The organism is Occultella aeris, from assembly GCF_902703175.1.
GTDB classification, from domain to species: domain Bacteria; phylum Actinomycetota; class Actinomycetes; order Actinomycetales; family Beutenbergiaceae; genus Occultella; species Occultella aeris.
Window position 1 is genome coordinate 187,176 of the sequence record NZ_CACRYJ010000068.1, and the last position, 23,804, is coordinate 210,979.

The window sequence follows — 23,804 nt, forward strand, 5'->3', positions numbered from 1 at the left end:
ACCCATGTTGATCCTTCCCATCCACGGCACCGACCTGCACTCCTCCAACGTGGTGCTCGGCATGATGCGCATCGAGCGGCTGCGTGACGACGAGATCCGCCACCTCGTGGCTGTGGCCCGCGATGCAGGCGTGAACACGTTCGACCACGCGGACATCTACGGGAGCCAGCGGCACGCCTGCGAGCAACGGTTCGGTGATGCGATCAGCCTCAGCCCGTCCGAGCGCGAGTCTGTGGTCATCCAGTCGAAGGTCGGGATCCGGCACGGCTTCTACGACTTCAGCAAGGCCCACATCGTCCGCTCGGTCGAGGAGTCGCTGCTCGCCCTGCGCACCGAGTACCTCGACCTGTTGCTGTTGCACCGACCGGACACCCTGATGGAGCCGGATGAGGTCGCCGAGGCCTTCGATGAGCTCCAGGCCAGCGGGAGGGTCCGCAACTTCGGGGTCTCCAACCACACACCCGGCCAGATCGAGGTGCTACGCCGCTCGGTTCGCCAGCCGCTGGCGGTGAACCAGGTCCAACTGAGCCTCGTCCACGCACCGCTGATCGCGAGCGGGCTCTCCGCGAACATCGCGCACCTGGACGCCTCGATCGACCGCGGCAGCGGGATCCTCGACCACGCCCGGCTCAGCCGGATGACCCTGCAGGCGTGGTCGCCGTTCCAGAGCGGGTTCGACTCGGGGGTATTCCTCGGCGACCGGGAGCACTTCGGCCCCCTCAACGACGAGATCGACGACCTGGCGGAAGCCTATCGGGTCCCCCCGGCCGCGATCGCCGTCGCCTGGATCACCCGACACCCCTCGAACATGCAGGTGGTGCTCGGCACCACCAACCCCGAGCGGGTGGCGGACGCCGCGGCGGGCTCGGAGATCCCGCTGACCCGGGAGGAGTGGTATCGGCTGTTCACGGCAGCGGGCCACGCCCTACCCTGAGGCGCTTCATCGAGAACACCCGAAGGGACCGTCATGCGCGCCACCATGCGCCGCGACCTCCTGGTCGCACTCAAGGCGAGGGACCGGGTCACTGTCGCTGCCCTGCGATCGGCGCTCGCCGCGATCGACAATGCCGAGGCCGTCGAGGTGCCGACCGGCCGCGAGGGCGAGCCGGAGTACCCCGGCGACGGACCCACGATCGCAGGCTCCGCCGTCGGGCTGGGCGCCGCGGAAACGACCCGCCGAGACCTGAGCGAGGCCGACATCGCTGCGATCGTCGCGCGGGAGGTGCGCGAGCGCACCGACGCAGCGCTCGAGTACGAGGCGGCCGGGCGGACCGAAGGCAGCGCGCGGCTCCGCGAAGAGGCGCAGGTGCTCAGCCGCTACCTGGACGCCACCGGATGAGGGACCCGGCCGCTCACTTCTTCGTCCAGCGCACCGCGCCGGAGGGGTCCACGAGCCGCCCGATCCTGGTGCCGCTGGCGACGACCGAGTAACCGACCGGCAGCACGAAGAACTTGGCCAGGTTCCGGTTCCGCCGGTGCAGGTCACGCCCGCGAAGGACCTCGAACTCGGTCGCTGCCGGCGAGCCGACGACCCAGCCGCCGAAGTCGCCGTCGGGTTGGGTCCGCGTCATGGCGATCTCCGGGGCGGTCAGGTCGGAGCCGGCGGCGACCCGGACCGTCTTGTTGAAGTTGACCGGACTCCACGCCGCGTCCTTGAGGTACCGGTAGATCGCGGTCTGTTCGTGTCGTAGCCGCGCCGCCGGGCTCAGGTCCCACTGGTTGGCGGAGTCGCGCTCGGCGTCGATGTTCGTCTGACTCACCCGGTAGCCGCCCTCGACGGCGTGCATCGAGTGCCACCAGAAGCCGCCCCAGAAGGAGCCGAGGTCCTTGATCGAGCCGGCGTGCAGGTTGCCGATGAGGCCGACGATCTCCTCGGCCTCCTTGCGGAACTGCGGGTCGGCCTCGCCCGCGAACGACTGCCCGAACAGGGTGATGGTGAACTTCTCGCGCGTCGGGGTCGTCGGCGTGTCCGGGGGTGGCGGTTCGTCCTGGGCCGCGGCGGCCTGGGCGGGTGCTACCTGGGCGGGCGAGGCCTGAACCGGTGCGGCCTGAACCGGCTGAACCGGCTGAACCGGCTGAACCGGTACGCCCGCGCCGAACAGCGGCCGGCCGACGAGTCGCAGGCCGTCGAGCATGCTCGCGCCCCGGAGCGAGGGGTCGCTGTCCAGCCGCCGTCGGCCCTCCGGCGGGATGTGCCAGGCGCCGGCGATCAGCCCCCCGCTGAACATCACGAAATGGTCGACACCGAGCATCAGCGGCGCGGCCAGGTACGGCGCGAACGAGACCAGTGCAGCCGCCGGCACATCCACCAGTTCGGCCTGCGCACCGGTCGCCGGACCGGCGTTCGCGAGCATCCACCCGGTCAGCTGGGCCCCATCCTCGCGCTGCGTCGCACCGGTGATCCGCTCGAGGTAGAGCGGCGGCGCGGCGCCGGCGATGATCGTGTCCAGGATGCCGCGCTGGCAGCGCACCACGGACGCAGACGTGATCGGGTCCGTCGCCGCACCGGTCGCATCGAGCAACCGCTGCTGGATCCCGTGGATCCACAGCGGGATGGTCAGGTCGGGTGTGGTGTCCGCCAGCGGGTTCCGCCGATAGTCCGCACCCAGGAGCGTGAAGGCGCCGGCACCGATCTCCTGGATGACGTACGGGCTGAACCCGACATGGATCGGGAAGCCTGCGAGGTCGGGCAGCGTGGTGCCGTTCGCGGCGAAGTGCGCCAGGAACGAGTTCGCCTGGACCGCGAGCTCGGGAGCCGCTCGCACCGTGATGCGGACCCCGTCCGCCCAGTGGTCGAACTGCTGCGGCGCGCTCTGCGGCGGCGTGCCCGGGAAGCCCCCGAGGTGTGCCGCTCCGGCCGTACTCTCGCTCACGTGTGGTCCTCGATGTCGACGATCGCCTGCCTGGTCCCAGGGGCACACCGCCGCGGCGCCGAACCCGGCCCCGAGCCTACCGACCACCGCGCGCTAGGCTGCCGACGTGACGCGCGAACAGCGCCTGGTACTTGCGATCGCCGTGCTCGGATCGTTCGTTTCGTTCCTGGACGGCACGCTCGCGACCGTCGCGCTGCCCGCGATCCGCGAGGAACTGGGTGGTGGCCTCAGCTCGCAGCAGTGGATCGTCGACGCGTATCTGATCACGCTCGGGGCGCTGATCCTGATCGCAGGGTCCCTCTCCGACGTGTACGGGCGCCTGGTGGTGCTGCGGGTCGGGCTGATCGGGTTCGGCGTCACATCGGCCCTGATCGCCGCCGCGCCGACGGTCGAGTTCATCGTGGTGCTGCGTGCGCTCCAGGGTGTCGCCGGTGCGCTCCTGGTGCCGAGTTCGCTCGCCCTCATCATGTCCAACTTCTCGGGCGCTGCGCAGGCGCGCGCGATCGGGTCGTGGACGGGGTGGACGTCGGTTGCCCAGCTCGCCGGGCCACTGGTCGGTGGTGGGTTCATCGATCTGCTCTCGTGGCGCGCGGCGTTCCTGGTCAACGTGCTGCCGATCGCGGTCTGCCTGTACCTGCTCGGGCGGCTCGAACAGCGTGACGTCCGTCGGCCCGGTGCCACGATCGACTACCCGGGCGCGGTGCTGGCCGTCCTGGGCCTTGGCGGCACCGTGTTCGCGCTCATCGAGCACGGGAACCTGGGCTGGTCACACCCGGCGATCTGGGTGCCGCTGGCCGTCGGCGTCATCTCCCTGGCCCTGTTCCTGCACCGGCAGGCGACCACGGCCCAACCGATCATGCCGCTCGGGCTGTTCCGGGCGCGCAACTTCGCCTGGGGCAACCTCGCGACCACGTTCATCTACGCGGCGCTGGGCCTGTCCGGGTTCGTGATCGTCGTCTACCTGCAGCAGGAAGCCGGCTTCGGCGCCACCCTCGCGGGGCTCGCCACCATCCCGACGACGATCCTGATGATCGCCCTCTCCTCGACATTCGGGCGGCTCGCCGGACGGTTCGGGCCGCGGCTGTTCATGACCGTGGGACCACTGCTCGCCGGAGCCGGGTTCCTGCTGATGCTCAGCGTCACCGAGCCACTCAACTACTGGACCCAGATGCTGCCCGGCGTGATCGTGTTCGGTCTCGGCCTGAGCGTCACCGTGGCCCCACTGACGTCCGCGGTGCTCGGCGCCGTGGCATCCGAGCGCGCCGGCATCGCCTCCGCCGTCAACAACGCGATCGCCCGCGTGGCCGGGTTGGTCGCTGTGGCGATGATCGGCGTGATCGTCGGCGGGGCGCTCGACCTGGCCGGGTTCTACCGCGGCCTGGTGGTCAGCGCCGTCCTGATGGGGATCGGTGCGGCGTTCTCCTGGATCGGCATCAGAACCCCGACGGCGCAGCCCTCCGAGTCCTGACGCGTCACCTTCCGCGGGGCTCACCCCGCGGCGTCCGCCGCCCGCTGGTACCGGTCGCCGAGCGTGCGCACGTGCTCGACGAGCGCCGCGGGGGCGAGCACCTCGAAGTCCACGCCGAGCAGACCGAGATAGCTCGCGAGTACGGCCAGACTCGAGCCGCCGGTGCGGAACTCGCTGTGTTCGTCGTCGATCGGTGTCACCGACCCCATCGTCGGGTTGACCCGCCCAGCCACCGCGGCAGCCGGGGCGTGCAGCCGAATGCGCGCCTGGACCTGCCAGACGGCGGTCCCGGTGCGTTCGCTGACATACGCCGCGAGATCCGTCGCGGGCGGTTCGCGGGGTGGGAAGCGAGGGCCGACCGGTACCTTCGGCTCGATCCGGTCGGCGCGGAACGTGCGCCAGTCCCGTCGATCGGTGTCCCATGCCACCAGGTACCAGCGGCTGGCGGTGTGCACGAGTCGGAGCGGCTCGACGTCGCGCCGCGTGATCGCGCCCCGGTGGTCGGTGTAGTCGAACCGGAGGCGCTGGTGCTCGCGCGCGGCCGACGCGATCGCGGTCAGCACGTCGACGGCGACGGTGGGCTCCGCCGTCGGGATCGGCACGACGGCTTCGGTGAACGTGGCGACCCGGTGCCGCAGCCGACCGGGCAGTACCTGCTCGAGCTTGGCAAGTGCCTGCAGTGAGGTCTCCTCGATCCCGCCCACGACGCCGGTCGCCGCGGAGCGCAACCCGACGGCGACGGCGACGGCCTCCTCGTCGTCGAGCAGCAGCGGTGGCAGTTTCGTGCCCGCCACGAGCCGATAGCCGCCACCCGGGCCGGGGACCGCACCGACCGGGTATCCGAGCTCGCGCAACGCCTCGATGTCGGCGCGCACCGTGCGGGTGCTCACGCCCAGGCGCTCCGACAGGTCCCGGGAGGACCAGGTGCGATGGGCGTGCAGCAGGGAGAGCATCCGGAGCAGTCGGGCCGACGTCGAGATCATTGCGTGATCGTGGCAGAAGATGCGGAAGCAAGTCCGCCACATTCGCTCGTACGGTCGTCGGTATGGAGATGAACACGCAGATCAGGCCCTATTCCATCAGCATCGCGCAGGCCGAACTGGACGACCTGCACGAGCGCCTCGCCCGCACCCGGTGGCCGGTCGCGCTGCCCGGCGTCGGCTGGGAGCGTGGCACCCCGGTCGGCTACCTGCGCGAGCTGGCCGAGTACTGGCGCACCGGCTTCGACTGGCGGGCACAGGAGTCACGGCTGAACGCGTACGCGAACTACACCACCGAGATCGACGGCCAGGCGATCCACTTCCTGCACGTGCGCTCGCCCGAACCGGACGCGCTGCCCCTGCTGATGAGCCATGGCTGGCCGAGCACGGTCGCCGAGTTCGAGAGGGTCATCGGGCCGCTGACGGATCCGCGGGCCCACGGCGGCGACCCGAGCCGGGCGTTCCACCTGGTGATCCCGAGTCTGCCGGGATTCGGGCTCTCGCCCGAGGTGGCGGCCACGGGTTGGGGTCTACCGCGGACGGTCGACGCGTACGCCGAGCTCATGCGCCGGCTGGGGTATGAGCGGTACGGCACTCAGGGCGGCGACATCGGCGCCGGCGTGGCCGGCATGCTGGCCGGGGTGGCGCCGGAGTCCGTGGTCGGGATCCACATGAACGGGCCGACCAACTTCGCCAAGCCCACCGCGGGTCAGACCTTCACGGCTCGGGAGCAGGAGCGCCTGAGCGTGGAGGCGGAGCTCGGCGAGCACAGGTCCGGGTACCTCCTGCTGCAGAGCAACCAGCCGTCCACGATCGCGGTCGCGCTCACCGACTCACCGGTCGCGCAGCTGTCCTGGATCGTCGAGAAGTTCCAGGCGTGGACCGATCCGGCCAAGCAGCTGCCCGAGGATGCCGTGGACCGCGACCAACTCCTCACCAACGTCACCCTCACGTGGTTCTTCCAGGGCGGGGCAGGCTCGGCGAACTTCGTCTACGAGTCCATGAACGGCGAACTCGCCTGGGCTCCGCCGGGCGTCGAGGGCGATGAGCGACCTGAGGCGGAGGGCGATGCCGGGGCCACGGATCCAGGCGAGCAGTGGTCACAACCGTCGGTGCCCACCGCGGTTGCCGTGTTCGCGGCCGACACCTCGGTGCGCTCGCTCATCGACACCGGGAGCATCAGCCGCTGGACCGAGTACGAGGTCGGCGGTCACTTCCCCGCGATGGAGGCGCCGGAGGAGTTCGTGACGGATGTTCGGGAGTTCTTCGCCGAGGTGCGCTGATCCGCACCGCCGAGCAAGGCAGGCGAACGGCCGGACGGCCCGGGTCCGTGGACCCGAGCCGTCCGTGCACGGTCAGGAGGTGCGGCCGAGCGCGCCCTTGATGAACGCTGCCTGACCCGCGTGCTGCAGGTCGTCGGCGATGACGCTGACCAAGCGCACCGCCAGGGTGACGGGCGGGTCCCAGCTCGTGTCGATAACGGCTTTGAGCTCGTCCTCGGTGAGCCCGGCCACGTACCCGAGGGTGCGGGCGTGGACAGCATCGTGGTACCCGCGCAGGTCCGCCGCGGCGGGGCGGACCAGACTCACCTGCTCGGCCGAGTGCCCGTAGCCGGTGTCGGCGGCAGGCAGCGGCAGGTCGAACGTGTCCGCCCAACCGGCCGAGGTCCACACCTGGTCCGATCCGGCGGCGTCGGCGATGTGGTCGTCCTGCACCCGGGTCAGGTGCCACACCAGCCAGGCGATCGTGTTCGACGCCGGGTCCAGACGAGCGGTGAGGACCGCCTCGTCGGCGCCCTCAAGGATGCGGTGGACCACTCCCTGTACGCGGGAGAATCCGTCGGTCAGGATGTCCGTGCTGACGCTCATCGGCTCAGAGCAGCCCGTTGTCGGTCAGCCACGCGGTCGCGATGGTCGCCGAGTCCTGCTCATCGTTGACACTGCTCGCGTTGAGAGAGATGAGCTCCTCCGTGGTGAGCAGGGCATTCACCGCGTCGAGGGTGGGTGCCACGTCCTCGGCCAGGTCGGCCGCGACCACCGGGGTCACGTTCTGCGCCAGGATCATGCTCTCCGGGTCCTCGAGGGTGACGAAGTCACCGGTGGCGAGGTCCGGGTCGGCGGTGTAGATGTCGCCCATGGTGATGGTGCCGTCACGGATCGCGTCCTTGGTGAGCGGGCCACCGCTGTCCCCGATGGCGAGGAACTCCACCTCGACGCCGTAGAACTCGCTCAGTCCCGGGGGGCCGTACGGGCGCGACTCGAGCTCGGCGTTGCCGCCGACGGTGACGGTGCCCTCGTAGCCGGCGAGGTCGGCGAGCGACGTGATGCCGTTCTCCTCGGAGAAGGCCGCGGTCACGTTGTAGGAGTCGGCGTCCTGGGCGTCCGCCGGGTCGAGCACCGCGAGCGAGTCGGGCAGGGCGTCCGGCAGCGCGGCGGCGACGTCCTCGGTGCTGCGGGCTTGCGTCTCGGCGTCGTAGAACTGCAGCAGGTTGCCGGAGTACTCGGGGATCAGCTGGACCGAGCCGTCCTCCATGGCCGCCATGTAGACGTCGCGCTGGCCGATCTGGAACTGCCGCTCCACCTCGAACCCGTCCGCCTCGAGGGCCTGGGCATAGATCTCGGCGATGATCTCGTTCGAGTAGTAGGCCTGCGAGCCGATCACGATCGGACCGGAGGCACTGCCGCCGCCGGTCTGCGAGTCGGAGTCCTCCGGAGCGAGCGGGTCGCCGGAGCCACAGGCGGCCAGGGCAAGGACGGCGCCGACGGCGAATGCACCTGTGGCCAGGCGCCCCGTCCGGACGGTTCGGATGCTCATCGGATCTCCTCCAGTGTTGACTGCTGGTCGGTGGTGAGTGGTTCGGTTCGGTCGGGGTGAGGCCGGGAGCGGGTCGGGCCGGAGCCGATGGCCCGCCGCGCGACCCACTCGCCGATGGCGAACAGGGCGTCCACGGCCAGCGCGAGCAGGACGATCAGGATCGCCCCGCCCAGCATCTCGTCGTAGGTCCGTAACGAGATTCCCCGTTGGATGTAGATGCCCAGACCGCCGAGGCCCACGTAGGCCGCGAGGACCGCCGTGGCGATGATCTGCAGCGCGGCACTGCGCAGACCGCCGAGCAGCAGCGGCAGGCCCAGTGGCGCCTCAACCCTGAACAGGATCTGTGTCTCGGTCATTCCCATCGCACGGGCCGCGTCCACGACGGTGCGGTCCACGGCCTCCACCCCCGCGTAGGCCCCGGCGAGGATCGAGGGCACGCCGAGGATCACGAACACGGCGATCGCGGCGACTTGGGCGTTCCCGACGCCGACGAGCAGCGTGAAGATCGTGAGCAGTCCCAGGGAGGGCAGCGCCCGCGCGGCCCCTGACCCGAGGACGGCCAGCTGTCGCCCGCGCCCGGTGTGTCCGATCAGGTAGCCCAACGGGATCGCGATGAGCGCGGAGACCACGAGGGCGAGCACGGTGTACCAGAGGTGCTCGCCGATCCGGTCCACCAGCGGGTTCGCACCGGAGCTGCGCTCGGGGTCGGTGAGCCAGGCCAGTGCGTCCTGGAACAGGTTCATGTCGGACCCTCCGTGAGGGCGACGCGTCGAGCGGCCCGTCGGGTCCGGCCGCCGGCGGCGTCACGGGTCCACGGCATCACGAGGCGCCCGGCGAGGGCGAGGAGCAGATCGAAGACCACGGCGATCAGGACGGTCATGACGATCCCGGTGGCGATCTCGGCGACGATGCCCCGCTGCAGGCCGTTCAGGAACAGATAGCCGAGGTTACGGCTACCCACCAGTACGCCGACGGTGACGAGGCTGACCGTGCTGACCGACACCACCCGCAGGCCCGCGAGCAGCACCGGACCGGCGAGCGGCAGGTCGACCGCCCAGAACCGCCCCCACCCGGAGTAGCCCATCGCCGCCGCGGCACCGCGCACGTCCGGGTCCACTGACTCCAGGGCCTCCGTCGCGGACCGCGTCATCAGGGCGACCGCATAGATGCTGAGCGCGATAGTCACGTTCAGCTCGCTCAGGAAACTGATCCCGATGATCGGTGGGAGCAGCACGAACAGCGCCAGCGAGGGGATGGTGTAGAGCAGGCCGACGACGGTCAGGGTCAGACCGCGCGCCCATCGGAACCGCCACGCGAACGCGCCGAGCGGGACGGCCACGACGAACCCGATCAGGATCGGCAGGAGGCTGAGCCGGGCGTGCGTCAGCGTCAGCTCGACGATCAGGTCGCGGTTGGCGCCGACCCAGTTCACCGGGCCGCCGAATCGTCGGTGAGCACCCCGGCGGCCCGCCCGTCGCCGTCGACCACGATGCGTCGCCCACCCTGGTCGACGATCCGCAGCGAGCGCCGGCCACGGTCGGCGCCGATGAAGTCGGCCACGAAGTCACTGGCCGGGTTGGCGAGGATCTCGGCTGGGGTTCCCTTCTGGGCTATCACCCCACCGGTGGCCAGGATCACGACCTGGTCCCCGAGCAGGAACGCCTCGTCGATGTCATGGGTCACAAAGACCACCGTCTTGCCGATGTCTCGCTGCAGGCGCATCAGTTCGGCCTGCAGGTCCGCGCGCACGATCGGGTCCACGGCACCGAACGGCTCATCCATGAGCAGGATGTTCGGGTCCACCGCGAGCCCGCGAGCCACGCCGACACGCTGCTGCTGCCCACCGGAGAGCTGGTGCGGGTAGCGGCGCGCAAGGGACCGGTCCAGCCCGACGGTGTCCATCAGGGACAGGCCGAGCTCGTCGGCTGTGGCGCGGCCCATACCGTTCAGGCGCGGCACGGTGGTGATGTTGTCGAGCACCCGCCGGTGCGGCAGCAGACCGGCGCTCTGCATGACGTAGCCGATCCGCCGTCGCAGCTGTACCGGCTCCAGGGTGGCGACGTTCTCACCGTCGATCTCCACCGCGCCCTCGGTGGCGTCCACCATCCGGTTGATCATCCGCAGGATCGTCGTCTTGCCCGATCCGGATGACCCCACCAGCACCGTGACCTGGTGCGAGGGCATCACCAGGCTGAAGTCGATGACGGCGTCCGTCCCGTCCGCGAAGCGTTTCCCGACACCGCGGAACTCGATCACGGCATCGGCGAGGGTCGGCGAAGTGTCGCTGGCATGGGCCCGAGCGTAACGGGAGGCGCCGACACCGGCTCATCGGGGTCGTTCCCCGGACCGGTGGACCTACCCGGCGGACGGGGTGCGGGTTAGGGTGCGAACCGGGCCGTCCGGTGACTGAGGCCGAGCCGACGGCCCCGACGCCGATCCGCCGAGGGGAATCACATGTCCGAGCAGGGTGCCACGCAGGACCGGATCGAGCCGGAGTACGACCTGATCGTCATCGGCGGCGGAGCGGTCGGGGAGAACGTCGCAGACCGCGCAGTCCAGGGCGGACTGAGCGTGCTGCTCGTGGAGAACGAACTCGTCGGAGGAGACTGCTCCTACTGGGCGTGTATGCCTTCGAAGGCGCTGCTGCGCAGCGGGGCGGCCCGCCGCGCGGCTCAACGGGTCGCCGGCGCCCGGGAGGCCGTCACCGGCCCACTGGACGTTGCTGCGGTACTCGCGCGGCGCACCTCGTTCACCAGCGACTGGGATGACTCCGGGCAGGTCGACTGGGTCGCATCGGCGGGGATCGACCTGTTGCGCGGTCGTGGGCGTCTCGCCGGTGAGCGGACCGTCGAGGTGACCACCTCGACCGTCGCGGACGACGACGCGAGCGAGACGGCCGTCCGCACGGTGCGGGCTCGGCACGCCGTCGCGGTCTGCACCGGGTCGCGGGCCGCGGTCCCCGATACGCCCGGCCTGCGGGCCGCGTGCCCGTGGACCTCGCGGGAGGCCACGTCCGCCACGGAGATCCCCGGCCGGCTGGCCATCATCGGCGGGGGCGTGGTGGCCGTCGAGATGGCCACCGCGTACGCGGACCTGGGCGGAGAAGTCACCCTCCTGGTGCGCGGCGGACTGCTCGCCAAGGAGGAACCGTTCGCAGGAGAGCTGGTCGGCGCCGGCCTGCGCGAGGCCGGCGTCGACGTGCGCCTCGGGGTGAGTGTCGACGAGGTGACCCGGCCGCAGGCGGGCGGCGAGGTGCGGCTCGCGCTGAGCGACGGCAGCACGCTCACCGCGGACGAGGTGCTCGTGGCGACCGGCCGCGAACCGCGCACTGACGACCTGGGGCTGGACGCCGTCGGGCTTGACGACGGCGCCTGGCTGCCCACCGACGATAGTTTGCGGGTCCTCGGCGCCGACGGCGCGCCGATCGACTGGCTGTACGCCGTCGGGGACGCGAACCACCGCGCCCTGCTCACCCACCAGGGCAAGTATCAGGCCCGGGCCGCCGGCGATGTGATCGCGGCGCGTGCCCGCGGCCGGGCGGTCGACGACGCAGCCTGGGGCACCCACGTGGCCACGGCCGATCACCGCAGTGTCCCGCAGGTCACGTTCGCCGACCCGGAGGTGGCCTCCATCGGGCTCACCGCGGCCGCGGCCGAGCAGGCCGGTCTGCGAACCCGGGTCCTCGACTACGAGATCGGGCAGACCGCCGGGGGCTCACTGCAGGCCGACGGGTACACGGGCACGGCCCGGATCGTCGTGGACACCGACCGCGAGGTCCTGGTCGGGGTCACGTTCGTGGGGCAGGACGTGGCCGAGCTGCTCCACTCGGCGACCGTCGCCGTGGTCGGGGAGGTGCCGCTGCACCGGCTCTGGCACGCGGTGCCGTCCTACCCGACCATGAGCGAGGTCTGGCTGCGGCTGCTGGAGGCCTACGGCAGGCCCGGCCAGCTCGACGCCTAGTCGTGGCTGCGCCCGGCCATGCTGCGTTCGGGTGGTCGCCGATGACCCTGGAGGTCGCGTCGATGACACCCGCCGATGCCGAGTGGGCTGCGGCGCTCATGGACGCTCGCCGCCGGATATACGTAACGTATTCGCCGGTGTTCTGGCGCCCGGCGGCCGATCCGGTGCCCGGGCATGCCGCGTTCCTGGCCGACCAGATCGAGGGCGATGCCCTCGCCCTGCGCACCGATGGCGGATTCCTGGTCGGGCAGGTCCGTGGCGAAGGTGCCGTTGTCGACGATTTCGCCGTGGCCGCGCCCGCGTTGTGGCCGACGCACGGGCGGGCGCTCCTAGAAGCGGCCCTCGCGCAGCTGCACGCTCGCGGGGCCGCGGAGGTCCTCGTCGTGACCGCGCAGCGGGACCTCCCCAAGAGCGCGCTGCTACGCGAGGTCGGCCTGCGACTCGTCGAACAGTGGTGGGTGAAGGAACTCCGGCCCGGTACGGACGATCCCCGGACCGGCCCGCGTGAGGGGAACGGCTTCAGTGGGATCCTCGGCCCGGCACCACCCGTCTACGACCCCGGCGGCCCGGTGTTCCTGGCCCATCGCGTGGACGAGGGCACGGCGGCGAGCACCGTGGCGACCGCCGCGGCCGAGTGGGGTGCCGTCCTTGCCGTGGTCCCCGCGACGCCGAGGTCCGGACTGTCCGAAGAGCTGACCGAGGCCGGGTTCGAGGTGGCCTCGGACTGGTATTCGAGCCGCCGGCCCACTGCCGCTGGCTAGTGTTGATCCCGGTGCTCGAGGGGGCACCTACTGGATCAGGAGGCGACGATGACGTTGCAGGACAGTCCGCTGGTGGCATCGGTGCGGGACCTCGGCGTCCAGTTCCTGAAGAACGACGTCGACATCACGGGGCAGGACGCAGTGAGCTCGGTGGAACTCGCCGACGGCACGACGTTCTGGATCTTCGGGGACACCATCGAGGGCCCGTTCGACTCCATCCGCGGTTTCGAGCTCACCGAGGTTCTCTCGAACACCGGGGCGATCGTGCCGCTGCAGGACATCTCGAACGGGGTCCAGGAGTTCCGGTACCTGACCGAGCCGGACGGCACCCGGGCCCGCCAGCTGATCCGGTTCATCCCACCGGAGCACAGGGCGCGGCAGCGGCTGTGGGCGATCCATGGCGCCCAGGTCGGCGACCAGCTGTACCTCTACTATCACCGGATCACCATGGACCCGGAGGTCGACGTCTTCGAGACCTTCGTCCTCGACGGCATGGGCGTGGCCAAGGCGGGACCGGACCACCACTTCGAACGGATGCCCGCACCGGACGGCACTCACGAGTGGTGGAAAGGGGACGAGCCCGGCTTCGGCGTCTGGGTGCAGGAGCACGGTGACCACCTCTACCTGTGGGGTTCCATCCAGCCGGCGGAGAAGTCGTCGGGCGACATGTACCTGGCCCGGGTCCGGCCGGAGGAGATCGAGGACCTCTCCGCGTACTCCTACCTGGTGGAGGCGCCGACCCTGCAGCGACCGGGCGTGCAGCCCCGATGGGCGCAGACGTTCACCCCGACCGCATGCCTGTTCTCGGACGTACCGAACGAGATGTCCTCGTCCTGGAACGAGCACCTGGGTGCGTTCATCTCGCTGACGACGTACCGGCGCGAGAACATGCTCGTCATACGCACTGCCCCGGAGCTCACCGGCCCGTGGAGCAAGCCGCAGGTCGTGTTCCGCCCCGAGCCGGCCCACCCGGAGTCGCTGTTCAACGCCGGTAAGGAGCACCCCGAGTTCGCCCGCGACGGCGGCAGGATCACCTACATGACGTTCATCGACTCGTCGGTGTACGTGCCGCACCTGATCGAGATCAGTTTCGCCTGACCGCTCAGCGGAACCTGCCGAGGCGGATACCGGCGAAGGCGAGAGCGGCCACGGTCTCCCCGTCGCTGATGCGGCCGTCGGCGACCATGCGCAGTGCCTCGTCGAACGGCACCCACGAGACGTCCTCGATGCCCTCCTCCTCGCGCGCCTCGCCGTCGGCGGCGTGGAGTCCGCGCGCCAGGAACACGTGTTCCGGGGCCACCGTCACGCCGTTCAGCGCGTTCATCGTGCCGATCGGGGTCCATTCATCGGCACGTAGGCCGGTCTCCTCGAGCAGTTCGCGCTGAGCGGCGGGCAGCGGGTCCTCGCCGTCGCTGCCACCGGCCGGAACCTCGATGGAGTGTCCCACCGTGTAGCGGTCGAGCGTGACCACGCACACACGTTCGCGCTCGTCGATGGCGACGACGAACACGGCGGGGTGCCGCAACGTCACCACCCCGTAGATACCGTCGCCCGCGGGCCCGGTGACGGCATCCTCTCGCACGGAGATCCACGGGTTCTCGTAGACGATGCGGGAGTCGTTGGTCTGCCAGGCCATGCCGGTGAGCCTATCCGTCGCGACGAGTGCGGACCCGGACCGGAGACCTGATCACTGCGCCGTCGCATCCGGGTAGCGGGCCCCGGTGACGTTCACCATCAGCGAGTAGAGCGTGTTCGTCGCGGTCACGAACAGCGTGTTCCCGCGCGGGCCGCCGAAGGTCAGGTTCGAGCAGATCTCCGGGAGCAGGAGCTTGCCCAGCAGGGTGCCGTCCGGGGCCAGACAGTGCAGGCCGTCGGCCGCGGCGCCCCAGATCCGGCCTGCGGCGTCGAGGCGGATCCCGTCGTAACCGCCCGCGTCGCACTCGGCGATCACTTCGCCGCCGCTGAGCGGGCCGTCTGTGCCCGCTGTGCCCGCTGTGCTCGCTGGGCCCAACGTGAACCGGCGCAGGTGGCGCCGCCCGGTGTCGGTGATGTACAAGGTGCGCTCGTCGGCGCTGAACGCGAGGCCGTTCGGTCGGTCGAAGTCGTTCGCCACCCGGGTCACGGCGCCGTCGGTCCCGACCCGGTAGACGTGGCAACCGCCGGTCTCGGTCTCGCCCGGGTGGCCCTCGTAGACGGAGTCGATGCCGTAGGCGGGGTCGGTGAACCAGATGGTCCCGTCGGCCCGCGTGACCACGTCGTTGGGGCTGTTCAGCGGGTGGCCGTCCCAGGCGTCGGCCAGCACCGTGCGGGTGCCGTCCGGCTCGATCCGGGAGACCGAGCGCGTCCCGTGCTCGCAGGTGATCACCCGGCCGGCCCGGTCCAGGGTGCGCCCGTTCGCGTAGCCCGCGCCCTCGCGCCAGACCCCGACGGCACCGGTCGTCTCGTCGAAGCGCAGCACCCGGTTGTTCGGGATGTCGGAGAACAGTACTGAACGCCAGGCCGGCGAGTACACCGGGCCCTCGAGCCAGCGGCCGCCCTCGAAGAGGACCTGGACGAACCGGTCCCCGCCGATGCCGCGGAACCGTTCGTCCCTGATCTCCCACTCGGTCCTGATCGTGGCCACGTCGGGGCGGCCCGCTGCGCGTCGATGCATGGCCGCCATCATGCACGATCCACCGCTCGGGCAGGGCGCCGGGCCGTCGTGGATCGTCCGGCCCGTGGACGACGTTGCGTTCGTCGGGCCGGGAGGGTCAGGCTGGGTGACATGGATTACACCCACCTCGGCCGCACCGGCCTGTCCGTCAGTCGCATCTGCCTGGGCACGATGAACTTCGGCCCGTTCACCTCCGAGCCGGACGCGCACGCGATCATGGACTCCGCGCACGCGAGCGGCATCAACTTCTTCGACACCGCGAACGGCTACGGCCGGGACAAGGGCAAGGGCGCCACCGAGAAGATCCTCGGCAACTGGTTCGCCAAGGGTGATGGCCGGCGTGAGCGCACGGTGCTGGCGACCAAGGTGTACGGGGACATGGGGGAGTGGCCGAACGAGGGCAAGCTCTCCGCCTTGAACATCCGCCGGGCACTTGATGCCAGCCTGCAGCGGCTCCAGACCGACTACGTCGACCTGTACCAGTTCCACCACGTGGACCGGAACACGCCCTGGGAGGAGATCTGGCAGGCGATCGACGTCGCGATCGCGCAGGGCAAGATCCTGTACGCCGGTTCCTCCAACTTCGCCGGCTGGCACATCGCCCAGGCGCAGGCCGCGGCGACGGCCCGGCACACCATGGGCCTCGTCTCGGAGCAGTCGCTCTACAACCTCGCCACTCGCAACATCGAGCTCGAGGTGATCCCGGCCGCCCAGCACTACGGGCTCGGCATCCTGCCCTGGTCCCCGCTGCAGGGCGGGCTGCTCGGCGGCGTGCTGCGCAAGGAGCGCGACGGCGTGCGCCGCACCGAGGGCCGGGCCGCCCAGGTCCTCGCGGAGCGGCGCGAGCAGGTGCAGGCCTACGAGGACTTCGTGGACGAGCTCGGCCACCCGGCCGGGGACGTGGCGCTCGCGTGGTTGCTGCACCAGGATGCGGTCACCGCACCGATCGTCGGGCCACGTGTGCAGGACCAGCTCGACTCCGCCGTCCGGGCCGTGGACTTGCGCCTCGACGCCGACGCGCTCGCGCGACTGGACGAGATCTTCCCCGGCCACCGCACGGCGCCGGAGGACTACGCCTGGTAGGGGAGTGACAGGGACCGGCATCGGCGCAAGACTGACCTGATGAGCGCCGAGCCGGGCCCGAGCACGCCCGGCACCACCGTGCACCCGGTGCTGCACGTCGACCTCGACCAGTTCATCGCCGCCGTCGAGGTGCTGCGCCGGCCGGAGCTGGCCGGCAGGCCGGTGATCGTCGGCGGCCGGGGCGACCCGTCCGAGCGCGCCGTGGTCTCCACTGCGTCCTACGAGGCGCGTGAGTTCGGCGCCCGGTCCGGGATGCCGCTGCGGATCGCGGCGCGCAAGGTGCCGGACGCGGTCATCCTGCCGGTGGACCACGACGCCTACAACGAGGCGTCCGAACACGTGATGGCGACGCTGCGCGGCCTCGGCGTGGTCGTGGAGGTGCTCGGCTGGGACGAGGCGTTCCTCGGCGCCCCCGCAGCAGACCCGGGCATGTTCGCCGATCCCGTGGCGTTCGCCGCCAGGGTCCGTGCCGCCGTCCTGGACGCGACCGAGTTGCACTGCTCGGTGGGCGTCGGGGACAACAAGGTGCGGGCGAAGATCGCCACCGACTTCGGCAAGCCCCGCGGCACGTTCGTGCTGACGGCCGCGAACTGGTTCGAGGTGATGGGGGACCGGGACACCATCGCGCTCTGGGGCGTTGGCTCGAAGGTGTCCAAGCGCCTGCTCGGCCACGGGATCCGCAGCGTGCGTGAGTTGGCGGCCGCCGACGAGGACGTCCTGGTCGCCGAGTTCGGGCCGCGGATGGGCCGGTGGTACCACGATCTGGGCTGCGGCGAGGGCCCGACGGAGGTCGACGACAGTCCATGGATCGCACGAGGCCACAGCCGGGAGAGCACCTACCAGCGCAACCTGACCACGCCCGCGGAGGTCGCCGACGCCGTCGCGGTGCTTGCCGAGCAGGCGTTCGCGGACACCGACGCCGAAGGGCGCGCGGTCATGCGGGTGACCCTGAAGGTGCGGTACGCGCCGTTCTTCACGTTCACCCGGGCCCGCAAGCTGCCGGCGCCGACCCGGGACCGGGCCGAGGTGGTAGCGGCGGCGCTCGCGCTCACCGCGGACCTCGATCCCGAGCGGGAGGTGCGGCTGCTCGGGGTGCGGGCCGAGATGGTCATGCCCGACGGCGGTGACCCGGCCGAGCGGACACCGGTACGTGGGCGGCTCTGACCTGCCGTGTGACGTCACACCGGCGCGCTGGCGCGCCGCTGGGCGCGCTCAGCGGCGGGCGCGCACCAGGGCCGGGGCGCCGAGGACGGACCGGTACAGGTCCGCGGCGGACTGGGCGACGACCTCTGCGCCATAGGTGTGCGCCAGCTGCTCCGCGTTCGTGGCCGCGGTGGCCCGAGCCTTCGGATCCAGGCGCAGCGACTCCACGGCCTCGGCGAACCCGGCCACGTCGGACGGGAACAGGGCGCCGTCGGCGCCGAACAGCTCCCGGAACACGGTGATGTCCCGGAGCACGATCGGCAGGCTCGCAGCCGCTGCCTCGAGGGCCACCAGCCCGAAGGTCTCCTGGCGGGCCGTCGAGGTGAACACGTCCGCGGCCAGGTACCACTGCGCGACCCGGTCCCGGTCGAGCTGCCCCACGAACCGGACGTTCGGCGGCGCCGAGCGCATCTGCGCCTCGAGCTGGCCGCGGGAGGACGCCAGGGCGCCGAACAGGACCGAACCGACCCACACGAACGTCACGTGCGGCAGCGTGCGGGCCACCTCGAGGAACGTCTCCACACCCTTGCGGGGCTGCACCTGGCCCACGGTGAGCACCACGAACTCGTCCGTGCCCACGCCCAGGTCCGCCCGCGCGAGGCCCCGGCTGTCGGCGGAGCGCGCGAACGCCCGCCGGTCGATCCCGTTCGGGATCACGCTGATCGGGGTGCGCACGCCGCCTTCGAGCAGTTCGGCCTTCGCCGCCTCGGAGACGGCGACGACATGGTCGGCACTGCCGTAGAAGTACCGGAGGTAGCCCTCGATGGGCTTGCGGAACAGGGTCGAGCCGCGCAGGCTGCCACGCAGGCTGTCCGCCGTGACGTGCGCGGAGACGACCTTCGGTCCCCGATGGGTCCGCAGCCGGTACAGCGGCCACGGCCCGAGAGTGTGCACGTGCAGGATGCCGTCGCGCCAGCGCTCGTTCGTGCCCACCTGGTAGCCCAGGTCACGCAGCCCCTGGGTGGTCTCCAGGAATGCCGTGTGGACCCCGTGGCCCCTGGGACCGAACACTGACTCGGACATCTGGTTGATCCGGGGCAGGTCCGTGCGGACTGCCTCCGGTTCGATGCCAGTGCGGGTGGGCGGGATGAAGGCGAGCGTCATAGAGCAACTTCCAGTCGCAGATGTTGGTGTGACTCACTGAAGACCTGGTGGGTGACGGTGGCGTGAACCCCTCGAAGATAGCGGGTCGGGCGCTGGTGAACGGGGAACGTCATGGGAGTGCCTGAAGTCTCGGGAGAAGGTCGGTTGCTGCGATCGCGGCCCGGAGCCGTTCCTGTACGAAGGGGTCCAGCGCGCTGAAGTCGGCCTCGGTGTCGAGGTCGATCGCGGTGCCGTCCCGACGGACCAGGGTGGCGGGGGAGCCCAAGGACTGGGCTTCGTGGCGGTGCCGGGCGAGGCTGTCCGGGCCGAAGGCGAACGTGAAGGCGTCGGTGCCGGGCCGCAGGAGCACCGCGTTCGTGCCGAGGCCGGCGCGGTCGGGGCCGAGCGTGACCGGTGCGGCCGGCGCCAGCAGGGCCGCCACGTCGGCGGTGGTCAGGGCGGGCAGGTCGGCGTGGATGACGAGCAGCCGGTCGCCGGGCCAGCGCCGGCGGACCTGTTCGCGACCGAACTCCACCGCCGCGTTCAGGCCGGGGGGCGCGGACGGCTGGGTGAGGATCTCCAGCCGAGGATCGGCATCGAGGGCGTCGGTGACGAAGGCCGGATCGGCGGTCACGACCAGGACCCGGCTGACGCCGTCGGCGGCGAGCAGGGTGGCCACGACGTGCCGGGCCAGGGCGACCACGAGCCGGCCGCGCTCGGCCGCGGGCAGGTGCTCGGCGAGGCGGGTCTTGCCGGTGCGGCCGTCCCGCAGGGGGACGACGGCGGTCGCCGTGGCCGGCTGCCCGGTCACGCTGGTCGGTGGTGCGGTCATCGGGCTCGCTCCGCGAGCAGTTCGCGGGCGAGCCGCTCGCGGTCGGCGCCGCCGGCCATCACGGTGTTCGTGACGATGACGTCGACGCCGAGGTCGGCGATCGCGGGGGCGAGGCCGGCGTCCCGCTCGTCGATGCACATGGCATCGATCAGGCCGGTGTAGAGCCGGGCGACCCCGAGCGCGGACACCTCGTGCCCGAGGTCGGCGAGCATCTGGGCGGCCGGGCCCTTCAGCGCCGCACCACCGATCACCGGGCTGACCGCGACCCGCCAGGCCGACGAAGAGGCCAGCGCGGCCCGGACGCCGGGGACGGCCAGGATCGGCCCGACGCTCACGAACGGGTTGGACGGTGCGATGGCGACCACGTCGGGCTCCCGCAACCCTTCGAGGACGCCCGGGGCCGGAGTCGCGTCGGCCACGCCGTCGAACGTCAGAGCGGTGACCGTGTCCGCGTGCCGGCGGGCGACGAAGTACTCCTGGAACCCGAACCGGCCCGCCGTGGTGTCCACGAGTGTCGCGACCCGGTCGTCGGTCATCGGTACCAGGGCGGCCCGCACACCGAGTGCGGTGGCGAGCTCCGCCGTCACCGTCGAGAGCGGGATCCCACGGTGGAGCCGGTCCGTGCGCAGCACGTGGGTGGCGAGGTCGGCGTCGCCGAGGGTGAACCAGGTGTCCTGGCCGAGTCGGCGCATCTGGTCAAGGACGGCGACGGTGTCTCCGTCGATGCCCCAGCCGGTCCGCGGGTTCGCGATCCCAGCAAGTGTGTACATGACGGTGTCGAGGTCCGGGCTGATGGCCAGCCCGTAGACGCGCGCGTCGTCGGCGGTGTTCACGATGACGCTGAGGTCGCCGTCGAGGCGGGCGAAGCCCTCGGCGAGTTTCGCGCCGCCCACGCCACCGGCGAGGACCGTCACGGAGTTGTCGCTGCGCACCCGACGAGCCTAACCGCGCACCGGGCCGCCGCTCGTCACGCCGTGGACGGAACCGAGCGTCGGAGATCGTCCTACCAACGGATGACGACGGCGGTCGGGAGTCAGGGATTCACCTGAGGATCTCCTCGGGTGTCGTCAGGGTCGGTGTCGTCGTCGGCCGCCTGCTGCACGGCGCCGCGCCGCCGCCGGTGGTCACGGCCGTGGACCACGTAGTAGAGCACGATGCCGCCCAGCACCACGAAGGTGAGGGTCAGGTACATCGTGCGGTAGTCGGTCGCTCCGAGCAGCAGCCCGAGCAGGAGGGGGCCGACGCCCACACCGAGGTCGGTCGCGAGGTAGAACGTGGACGTCGCCAGCCCCACCCGGTGGACCGGCGCGGAGGTGACCGCGATCGCCTGGGAACTCGACATCAGGGTTCCGAAGCCGAGGCCGACCAGGCCGCCTGACGTCCACATCATCGCGGGGGACTGCGCGAGGGCGAGGACGGCCAGGCCGGCGGCGAAGGCCAGCATCGCCGGGATCACCACGATGTTGTCGCCGCGGCTGTCCTGGAGGCGGCCCGCGAACGGGCGGCAGACCAGGGTCACCACCGCGAACACGATGAAGAACGTGCTGGCCGCGTCGACCAGATCCGTTTCGAGGGCGTAGGAGTTGATGAAGGTGAGGATCCCGGAGTACGCGAGTCCGACGAGCAGCATCATCGAGGCGATCGGCAGGACGCTGACCTCGACGAACTCCTTCGGGTGCAGGCGCCGGACGGCGGCGCGCTGGTCCACCGAGAGCGTCACGGTCGGGAACCGGATCAGCACCCCGACGCCCATGGCCAGGGCGGACACGACGGCACACAGCGCGAACAGCGTGGGGTAGCCCGGGCCGGCCACGAGCTGCAGCGCCAGGAACGGTCCGATCGCGGTCGCGAGGGTGTTGCTGGTGCCGAAGAACGCGGTGCCCTCGCCGCGGCGCAGGGGTGGGATCAAGCCCATCACGGAGGCGGCGAGCGCAGTGGTGCCGGCCCCGAAGGCGATCCCGTGCAGGACCCGGACCGTGATCAGCAGGCCGAGGCTCTGCGCCGGGATGTACAGCAGTGACATGACCACGAAGAGGGCGAGGCAGACCAGCAGGATCCGGCGCCGCCCGAGCGCGTCGAGCAGCTTCCCGGCGAACACCCGGCCGGCCACCGCGCCGAGGATGAAGCCGCTGGACGCCAGCCCGGCCGCCGTCTGGCTGGCCTGGAACCGGTCGATGGCGTACACGGCCATCGTCGTCATGAGGAGATAGAAGATCATCGCGATGAAGAAGTTCGTGACGATCGAGAACACGAAGTCCCTCGTCCACAGCCGGTTCTCCGGCGCGTTGCCTACTGCCACCATGCTCACTCTCCGCGGCACAGGGGCCGCCACTCACGTGGCAACCTACCCGGCGGGCGAGGGCGTCGCCTCCGACGTCCAGCCGGTGGTGCGCACCACGGGCGCCGCCCGCCGGTGCGCGGCACACTGGTGTCATGACCGCGGAACCTCACGGCGACGGACGTGACGAGTCGGCCTCCGAGCGCGCCGACCGCAACTGGGACGAACTCATGCAGGAGCTTCGGGTGACCCAGACGGGCGCCCAGATCCTCACGGGTTTCCTCCTCACGCTGCCGTTCCAGCAACGGTTCGCGGACCTGCGCCCCGATCAGGTGGCCATCTACCTCGTGCTGGTCGCCCTGGCGCTCGCCGCGACGGCCCTCGTCGTGGCACCCGTGAGCCTGCACCGGGTGCTGTTCCGGCGTCGGCGCAAGCCCGAGCTGGTCTCGGCCGCGAACCGGCTCGCGCAGGTCGGCCTGCTCACCCTGGCGCTCGTGATCACCGGGACGGCGTTGTTCGTCTTCGACGTCGTGGCCGGCCGCACGACCGCGCTCATCGCCGCCGGGCTGGCGGTCGTGGTCCTGCTCGGGCTGTGGGTGCTGCTGCCCCGGCGGCTCGGGCGGACCTGAGCCGCTCGTCAGCCGATCCCGGTCAGGCGCAACAGCGCGGCGGCGCCCGCACCGACGAGCACAACCACGAGGAACGGAGCCCGCAGCACCAGGGCGATGGCCGCGGCGACGAGTGCGCCGAGGCGGGCGTCCAGAACGACCTGCTGCCCACTGGAGACGGTGTTCATGGCGACCAGGGAGGCCAGCAAGCCGATCGTCAGAGCCCCTGCGACCCGGGTCATCCGCTCGTCCTCCAGCAGCCGCGCCGGTACGAGGTGGCCGACGAGCTTCGTCAGGAACGCCACGGCACAGGCCAGCAGGATCCAGAACCAGATGCCGGTGCTCACCGGACCTCCCCGTGGGTCGGGTCGGTGGGGCCGTGCCCGTCCGACGGGTACGGATCGACGTCCGGTTCCAGACCCTCGTCCGCCCTGCCGTGGCTGATCCAGCCCCAGACCGCGGCGACCAGGCCGGCCACCAGGATCGGTACGCCCGGCGGCAGGTGCGGCACCGCGAGCACCGTGACGAGCGCGCACACCACGGCGATGGCCACCGGCTCGCGCCCTTTCAGCCGGGGCCAGAGCAGGCCGAGGAACGCGGCCACGGCGGCGCCGTCGAGCCCCCACCGGGCCGGGTCGCCCAAGGCGCCGCCCAGGATCGCACCGAGGAGGCTGAAGGCGTTCCAGAGCACGTAGATGCCGACCCCGGCGACCCAGAACCCGCGGCGCTGCTCGTCCGGGTCCTCCTGCCCGACGGCGGTCGCGGTGGACTCGTCGATGGTGACGTGGGCGGCGGCCAGCTTGAGCGGCCACCGGGTCTTGAGCATCCGGTTGATCTGGGTGCCGTAGACGGCGTTCCGGAGCCCGAGCAGCGTGGCCGCGCCGAATGCCGCCGAGCCCGTCCCGCCGCCGGAGATCACGCCGATGAAGGCGAACTGGGAGCCGCCGGTGAACATGAGCAGGCTGAGTGCCATCGTCTGGGGCACGCTCAGTCCGGACGCGACGGCGAGGGCGCCGAACGACACGCCGTACAGCCCGGTCGCGACGGCGATCGAGGCGCCGATCCGGACCGCCGGTGACGCCCACAACCTCCGCACCCGGCCAGTGTAGGTGGGGCGGTGCGTGGGCACGGACGCGAACGGGGGTGTTGCCGGGACCACGACGGTCGCAGCAACACCCCCGGTGGAGAGGTCGGCAGGGTCGGGCTTC

The 23,804-nt window shown here is 71.2% G+C and carries 25 protein-coding genes; 10 read left to right on the forward strand and 15 right to left on the reverse strand.

Annotated elements, in window-relative coordinates:
- Positions 1 to 4 precede the first annotated feature (4 nt).
- Both HALOF300_RS24615 and HALOF300_RS24620 read left to right on the forward strand, forming a co-directional pair.
- Positions 5 to 934 (forward strand): aldo/keto reductase, encoded by a 930-nt coding sequence (locus tag HALOF300_RS24615; protein ID WP_156743516.1) that lies wholly within the window; start codon positions 5 to 7, stop codon positions 932 to 934.
- Positions 935 to 967: 33 nt separating this feature from the next.
- Complete coding sequence (locus tag HALOF300_RS24620; RefSeq protein ID WP_156743517.1) at positions 968 to 1,339, forward strand: GatB/YqeY domain-containing protein; 372 nt, start codon at positions 968 to 970, stop codon at positions 1,337 to 1,339.
- Between the two features lie 13 nt (positions 1,340 to 1,352).
- Here the strand turns inward: HALOF300_RS24620 and HALOF300_RS24625 are convergent, their stop codons facing one another.
- Complete coding sequence (locus tag HALOF300_RS24625) at positions 1,353 to 2,873, reverse strand: immunity protein Imm33 domain-containing protein (RefSeq protein ID WP_156743518.1); 1,521 nt, start codon at positions 2,871 to 2,873, stop codon at positions 1,353 to 1,355.
- Positions 2,874 to 2,979: 106 nt separating this feature from the next.
- Here HALOF300_RS24625 and HALOF300_RS24630 point away from each other — a divergent pair, with 106 nt between their 5' ends.
- On the forward strand, positions 2,980 to 4,341 hold the full coding sequence (locus tag HALOF300_RS24630; RefSeq protein WP_156743519.1) for an MFS transporter: 1,362 nt from the start codon (positions 2,980 to 2,982) through the stop codon (positions 4,339 to 4,341).
- A 20-nt stretch (positions 4,342 to 4,361) separates the two neighbouring features.
- On the opposite strand, the gene HALOF300_RS24635 is transcribed toward HALOF300_RS24630, so the two are convergent.
- Positions 4,362 to 5,324: a helix-turn-helix transcriptional regulator gene (locus HALOF300_RS24635; protein ID WP_156743520.1), complete on the reverse strand. Its 963-nt coding sequence runs from the start codon at positions 5,322 to 5,324 to the stop codon at positions 4,362 to 4,364.
- A 62-nt stretch (positions 5,325 to 5,386) separates the two neighbouring features.
- On the opposite strand from HALOF300_RS24635, the gene HALOF300_RS24640 reads away from it, so the two are divergent.
- The gene (locus tag HALOF300_RS24640) at positions 5,387 to 6,604 is read left to right on the forward strand and encodes an epoxide hydrolase family protein (RefSeq protein ID WP_156743521.1); all 1,218 of its coding nucleotides are present in this window, start codon (positions 5,387 to 5,389) and stop codon (positions 6,602 to 6,604) included.
- Positions 6,605 to 6,676: 72 nt separating this feature from the next.
- Here the strand turns inward: HALOF300_RS24640 and HALOF300_RS24645 are convergent, their stop codons facing one another.
- From HALOF300_RS24645 to HALOF300_RS24665, 5 genes are read right to left on the reverse strand one after another with little or no spacing between them, the layout of a single operon-like run.
- Complete coding sequence (locus tag HALOF300_RS24645) at positions 6,677 to 7,189, reverse strand: mycothiol transferase (protein WP_156743522.1); 513 nt, start codon at positions 7,187 to 7,189, stop codon at positions 6,677 to 6,679.
- Positions 7,190 to 7,193: 4 nt separating this feature from the next.
- The gene (locus tag HALOF300_RS24650) at positions 7,194 to 8,135 is read right to left on the reverse strand and encodes an ABC transporter substrate-binding protein (RefSeq protein WP_156743523.1); all 942 of its coding nucleotides are present in this window, start codon (positions 8,133 to 8,135) and stop codon (positions 7,194 to 7,196) included.
- Positions 8,132 to 8,878, reverse strand: coding sequence for an ABC transporter permease (locus HALOF300_RS24655; protein ID WP_156743524.1), 747 nt, complete (start codon positions 8,876 to 8,878; stop codon positions 8,132 to 8,134). Before HALOF300_RS24655 ends, HALOF300_RS24650 begins: the two co-directional genes overlap by 4 nt.
- Entirely contained in the window at positions 8,875 to 9,567 is a 693-nt protein-coding gene (locus tag HALOF300_RS24660) for an ABC transporter permease (protein WP_156743525.1), read from the reverse strand. The genes HALOF300_RS24655 and HALOF300_RS24660 overlap by 4 nt, the downstream gene beginning before the upstream one ends.
- Complete coding sequence (locus HALOF300_RS24665; RefSeq protein ID WP_156743526.1) at positions 9,564 to 10,391, reverse strand: ABC transporter ATP-binding protein; 828 nt, start codon at positions 10,389 to 10,391, stop codon at positions 9,564 to 9,566. The genes HALOF300_RS24660 and HALOF300_RS24665 overlap by 4 nt, the downstream gene beginning before the upstream one ends.
- A gap of 198 nt (positions 10,392 to 10,589) precedes the next feature.
- On the opposite strand from HALOF300_RS24665, the gene HALOF300_RS24670 reads away from it, so the two are divergent.
- From HALOF300_RS24670 to HALOF300_RS24680, 3 genes are read left to right on the forward strand one after another with little or no spacing between them, the layout of a single operon-like run.
- Positions 10,590 to 12,095 (forward strand): dihydrolipoyl dehydrogenase family protein, encoded by a 1,506-nt coding sequence (locus HALOF300_RS24670; protein WP_156743527.1) that lies wholly within the window; start codon positions 10,590 to 10,592, stop codon positions 12,093 to 12,095.
- A gap of 41 nt (positions 12,096 to 12,136) precedes the next feature.
- Positions 12,137 to 12,856: a hypothetical protein gene (locus HALOF300_RS24675; protein ID WP_156743528.1), complete on the forward strand. Its 720-nt coding sequence runs from the start codon at positions 12,137 to 12,139 to the stop codon at positions 12,854 to 12,856.
- Between the two features lie 48 nt (positions 12,857 to 12,904).
- A complete protein-coding gene (locus HALOF300_RS24680) occupies positions 12,905 to 13,954 on the forward strand; it encodes a DUF4185 domain-containing protein (RefSeq protein WP_156743529.1) in 1,050 nt (349 codons plus the stop codon).
- Positions 13,955 to 13,958: 4 nt separating this feature from the next.
- Here the strand turns inward: HALOF300_RS24680 and HALOF300_RS24685 are convergent, their stop codons facing one another.
- The gene (locus tag HALOF300_RS24685; protein ID WP_156743530.1) at positions 13,959 to 14,492 is read right to left on the reverse strand and encodes an NUDIX domain-containing protein; all 534 of its coding nucleotides are present in this window, start codon (positions 14,490 to 14,492) and stop codon (positions 13,959 to 13,961) included.
- A gap of 51 nt (positions 14,493 to 14,543) precedes the next feature.
- On the reverse strand, positions 14,544 to 15,509 hold the full coding sequence (locus HALOF300_RS24690; RefSeq protein ID WP_197522818.1) for an SMP-30/gluconolactonase/LRE family protein: 966 nt from the start codon (positions 15,507 to 15,509) through the stop codon (positions 14,544 to 14,546).
- A gap of 111 nt (positions 15,510 to 15,620) precedes the next feature.
- On the opposite strand from HALOF300_RS24690, the gene HALOF300_RS24695 reads away from it, so the two are divergent.
- Both HALOF300_RS24695 and HALOF300_RS24700 read left to right on the forward strand, forming a co-directional pair.
- Entirely contained in the window at positions 15,621 to 16,592 is a 972-nt protein-coding gene (locus HALOF300_RS24695; protein ID WP_156743531.1) for an aldo/keto reductase, read from the forward strand.
- Positions 16,593 to 16,631: 39 nt separating this feature from the next.
- Positions 16,632 to 17,756, forward strand: coding sequence for a DNA polymerase IV (locus tag HALOF300_RS24700; RefSeq protein ID WP_156743532.1), 1,125 nt, complete (start codon positions 16,632 to 16,634; stop codon positions 17,754 to 17,756).
- Positions 17,757 to 17,804: 48 nt separating this feature from the next.
- Here the strand turns inward: HALOF300_RS24700 and HALOF300_RS24705 are convergent, their stop codons facing one another.
- The 4 genes from HALOF300_RS24705 to HALOF300_RS24720 all read right to left on the reverse strand — a co-directional run bounded on the left by HALOF300_RS24705 (position 17,805) and on the right by HALOF300_RS24720 (position 22,012).
- On the reverse strand, positions 17,805 to 18,899 hold the full coding sequence (locus HALOF300_RS24705; RefSeq protein WP_156743533.1) for a glycosyltransferase family 4 protein: 1,095 nt from the start codon (positions 18,897 to 18,899) through the stop codon (positions 17,805 to 17,807).
- A gap of 109 nt (positions 18,900 to 19,008) precedes the next feature.
- Entirely contained in the window at positions 19,009 to 19,710 is a 702-nt protein-coding gene (gene cofC / locus HALOF300_RS24710; protein ID WP_156743534.1) for a 2-phospho-L-lactate guanylyltransferase, read from the reverse strand.
- Entirely contained in the window at positions 19,707 to 20,642 is a 936-nt protein-coding gene (gene cofD, locus HALOF300_RS24715; protein WP_156743535.1) for a 2-phospho-L-lactate transferase, read from the reverse strand. The genes cofC and cofD overlap by 4 nt, the downstream gene beginning before the upstream one ends.
- Before the next feature lie 101 nt (positions 20,643 to 20,743).
- A complete protein-coding gene (locus HALOF300_RS24720) occupies positions 20,744 to 22,012 on the reverse strand; it encodes an MFS transporter (RefSeq protein WP_156743536.1) in 1,269 nt (422 codons plus the stop codon).
- A 131-nt stretch (positions 22,013 to 22,143) separates the two neighbouring features.
- Between HALOF300_RS24720 and HALOF300_RS24725 the strand changes: the two genes are divergently transcribed.
- A complete protein-coding gene (locus HALOF300_RS24725; RefSeq protein ID WP_156743537.1) occupies positions 22,144 to 22,617 on the forward strand; it encodes a DUF6328 family protein in 474 nt (157 codons plus the stop codon).
- Between the two features lie 8 nt (positions 22,618 to 22,625).
- On the opposite strand, the gene HALOF300_RS24730 is transcribed toward HALOF300_RS24725, so the two are convergent.
- Together HALOF300_RS24730 and HALOF300_RS24735 are read right to left on the reverse strand one after the other, a co-directional pair.
- On the reverse strand, positions 22,626 to 22,943 hold the full coding sequence (locus HALOF300_RS24730) for an AzlD domain-containing protein (RefSeq protein ID WP_231955738.1): 318 nt from the start codon (positions 22,941 to 22,943) through the stop codon (positions 22,626 to 22,628).
- Positions 22,940 to 23,692: an AzlC family ABC transporter permease gene (locus HALOF300_RS24735; RefSeq protein ID WP_156743538.1), complete on the reverse strand. Its 753-nt coding sequence runs from the start codon at positions 23,690 to 23,692 to the stop codon at positions 22,940 to 22,942. The genes HALOF300_RS24730 and HALOF300_RS24735 overlap by 4 nt, the downstream gene beginning before the upstream one ends.
- Between the last annotated feature and the right edge of the window lie 112 nt (positions 23,693 to 23,804).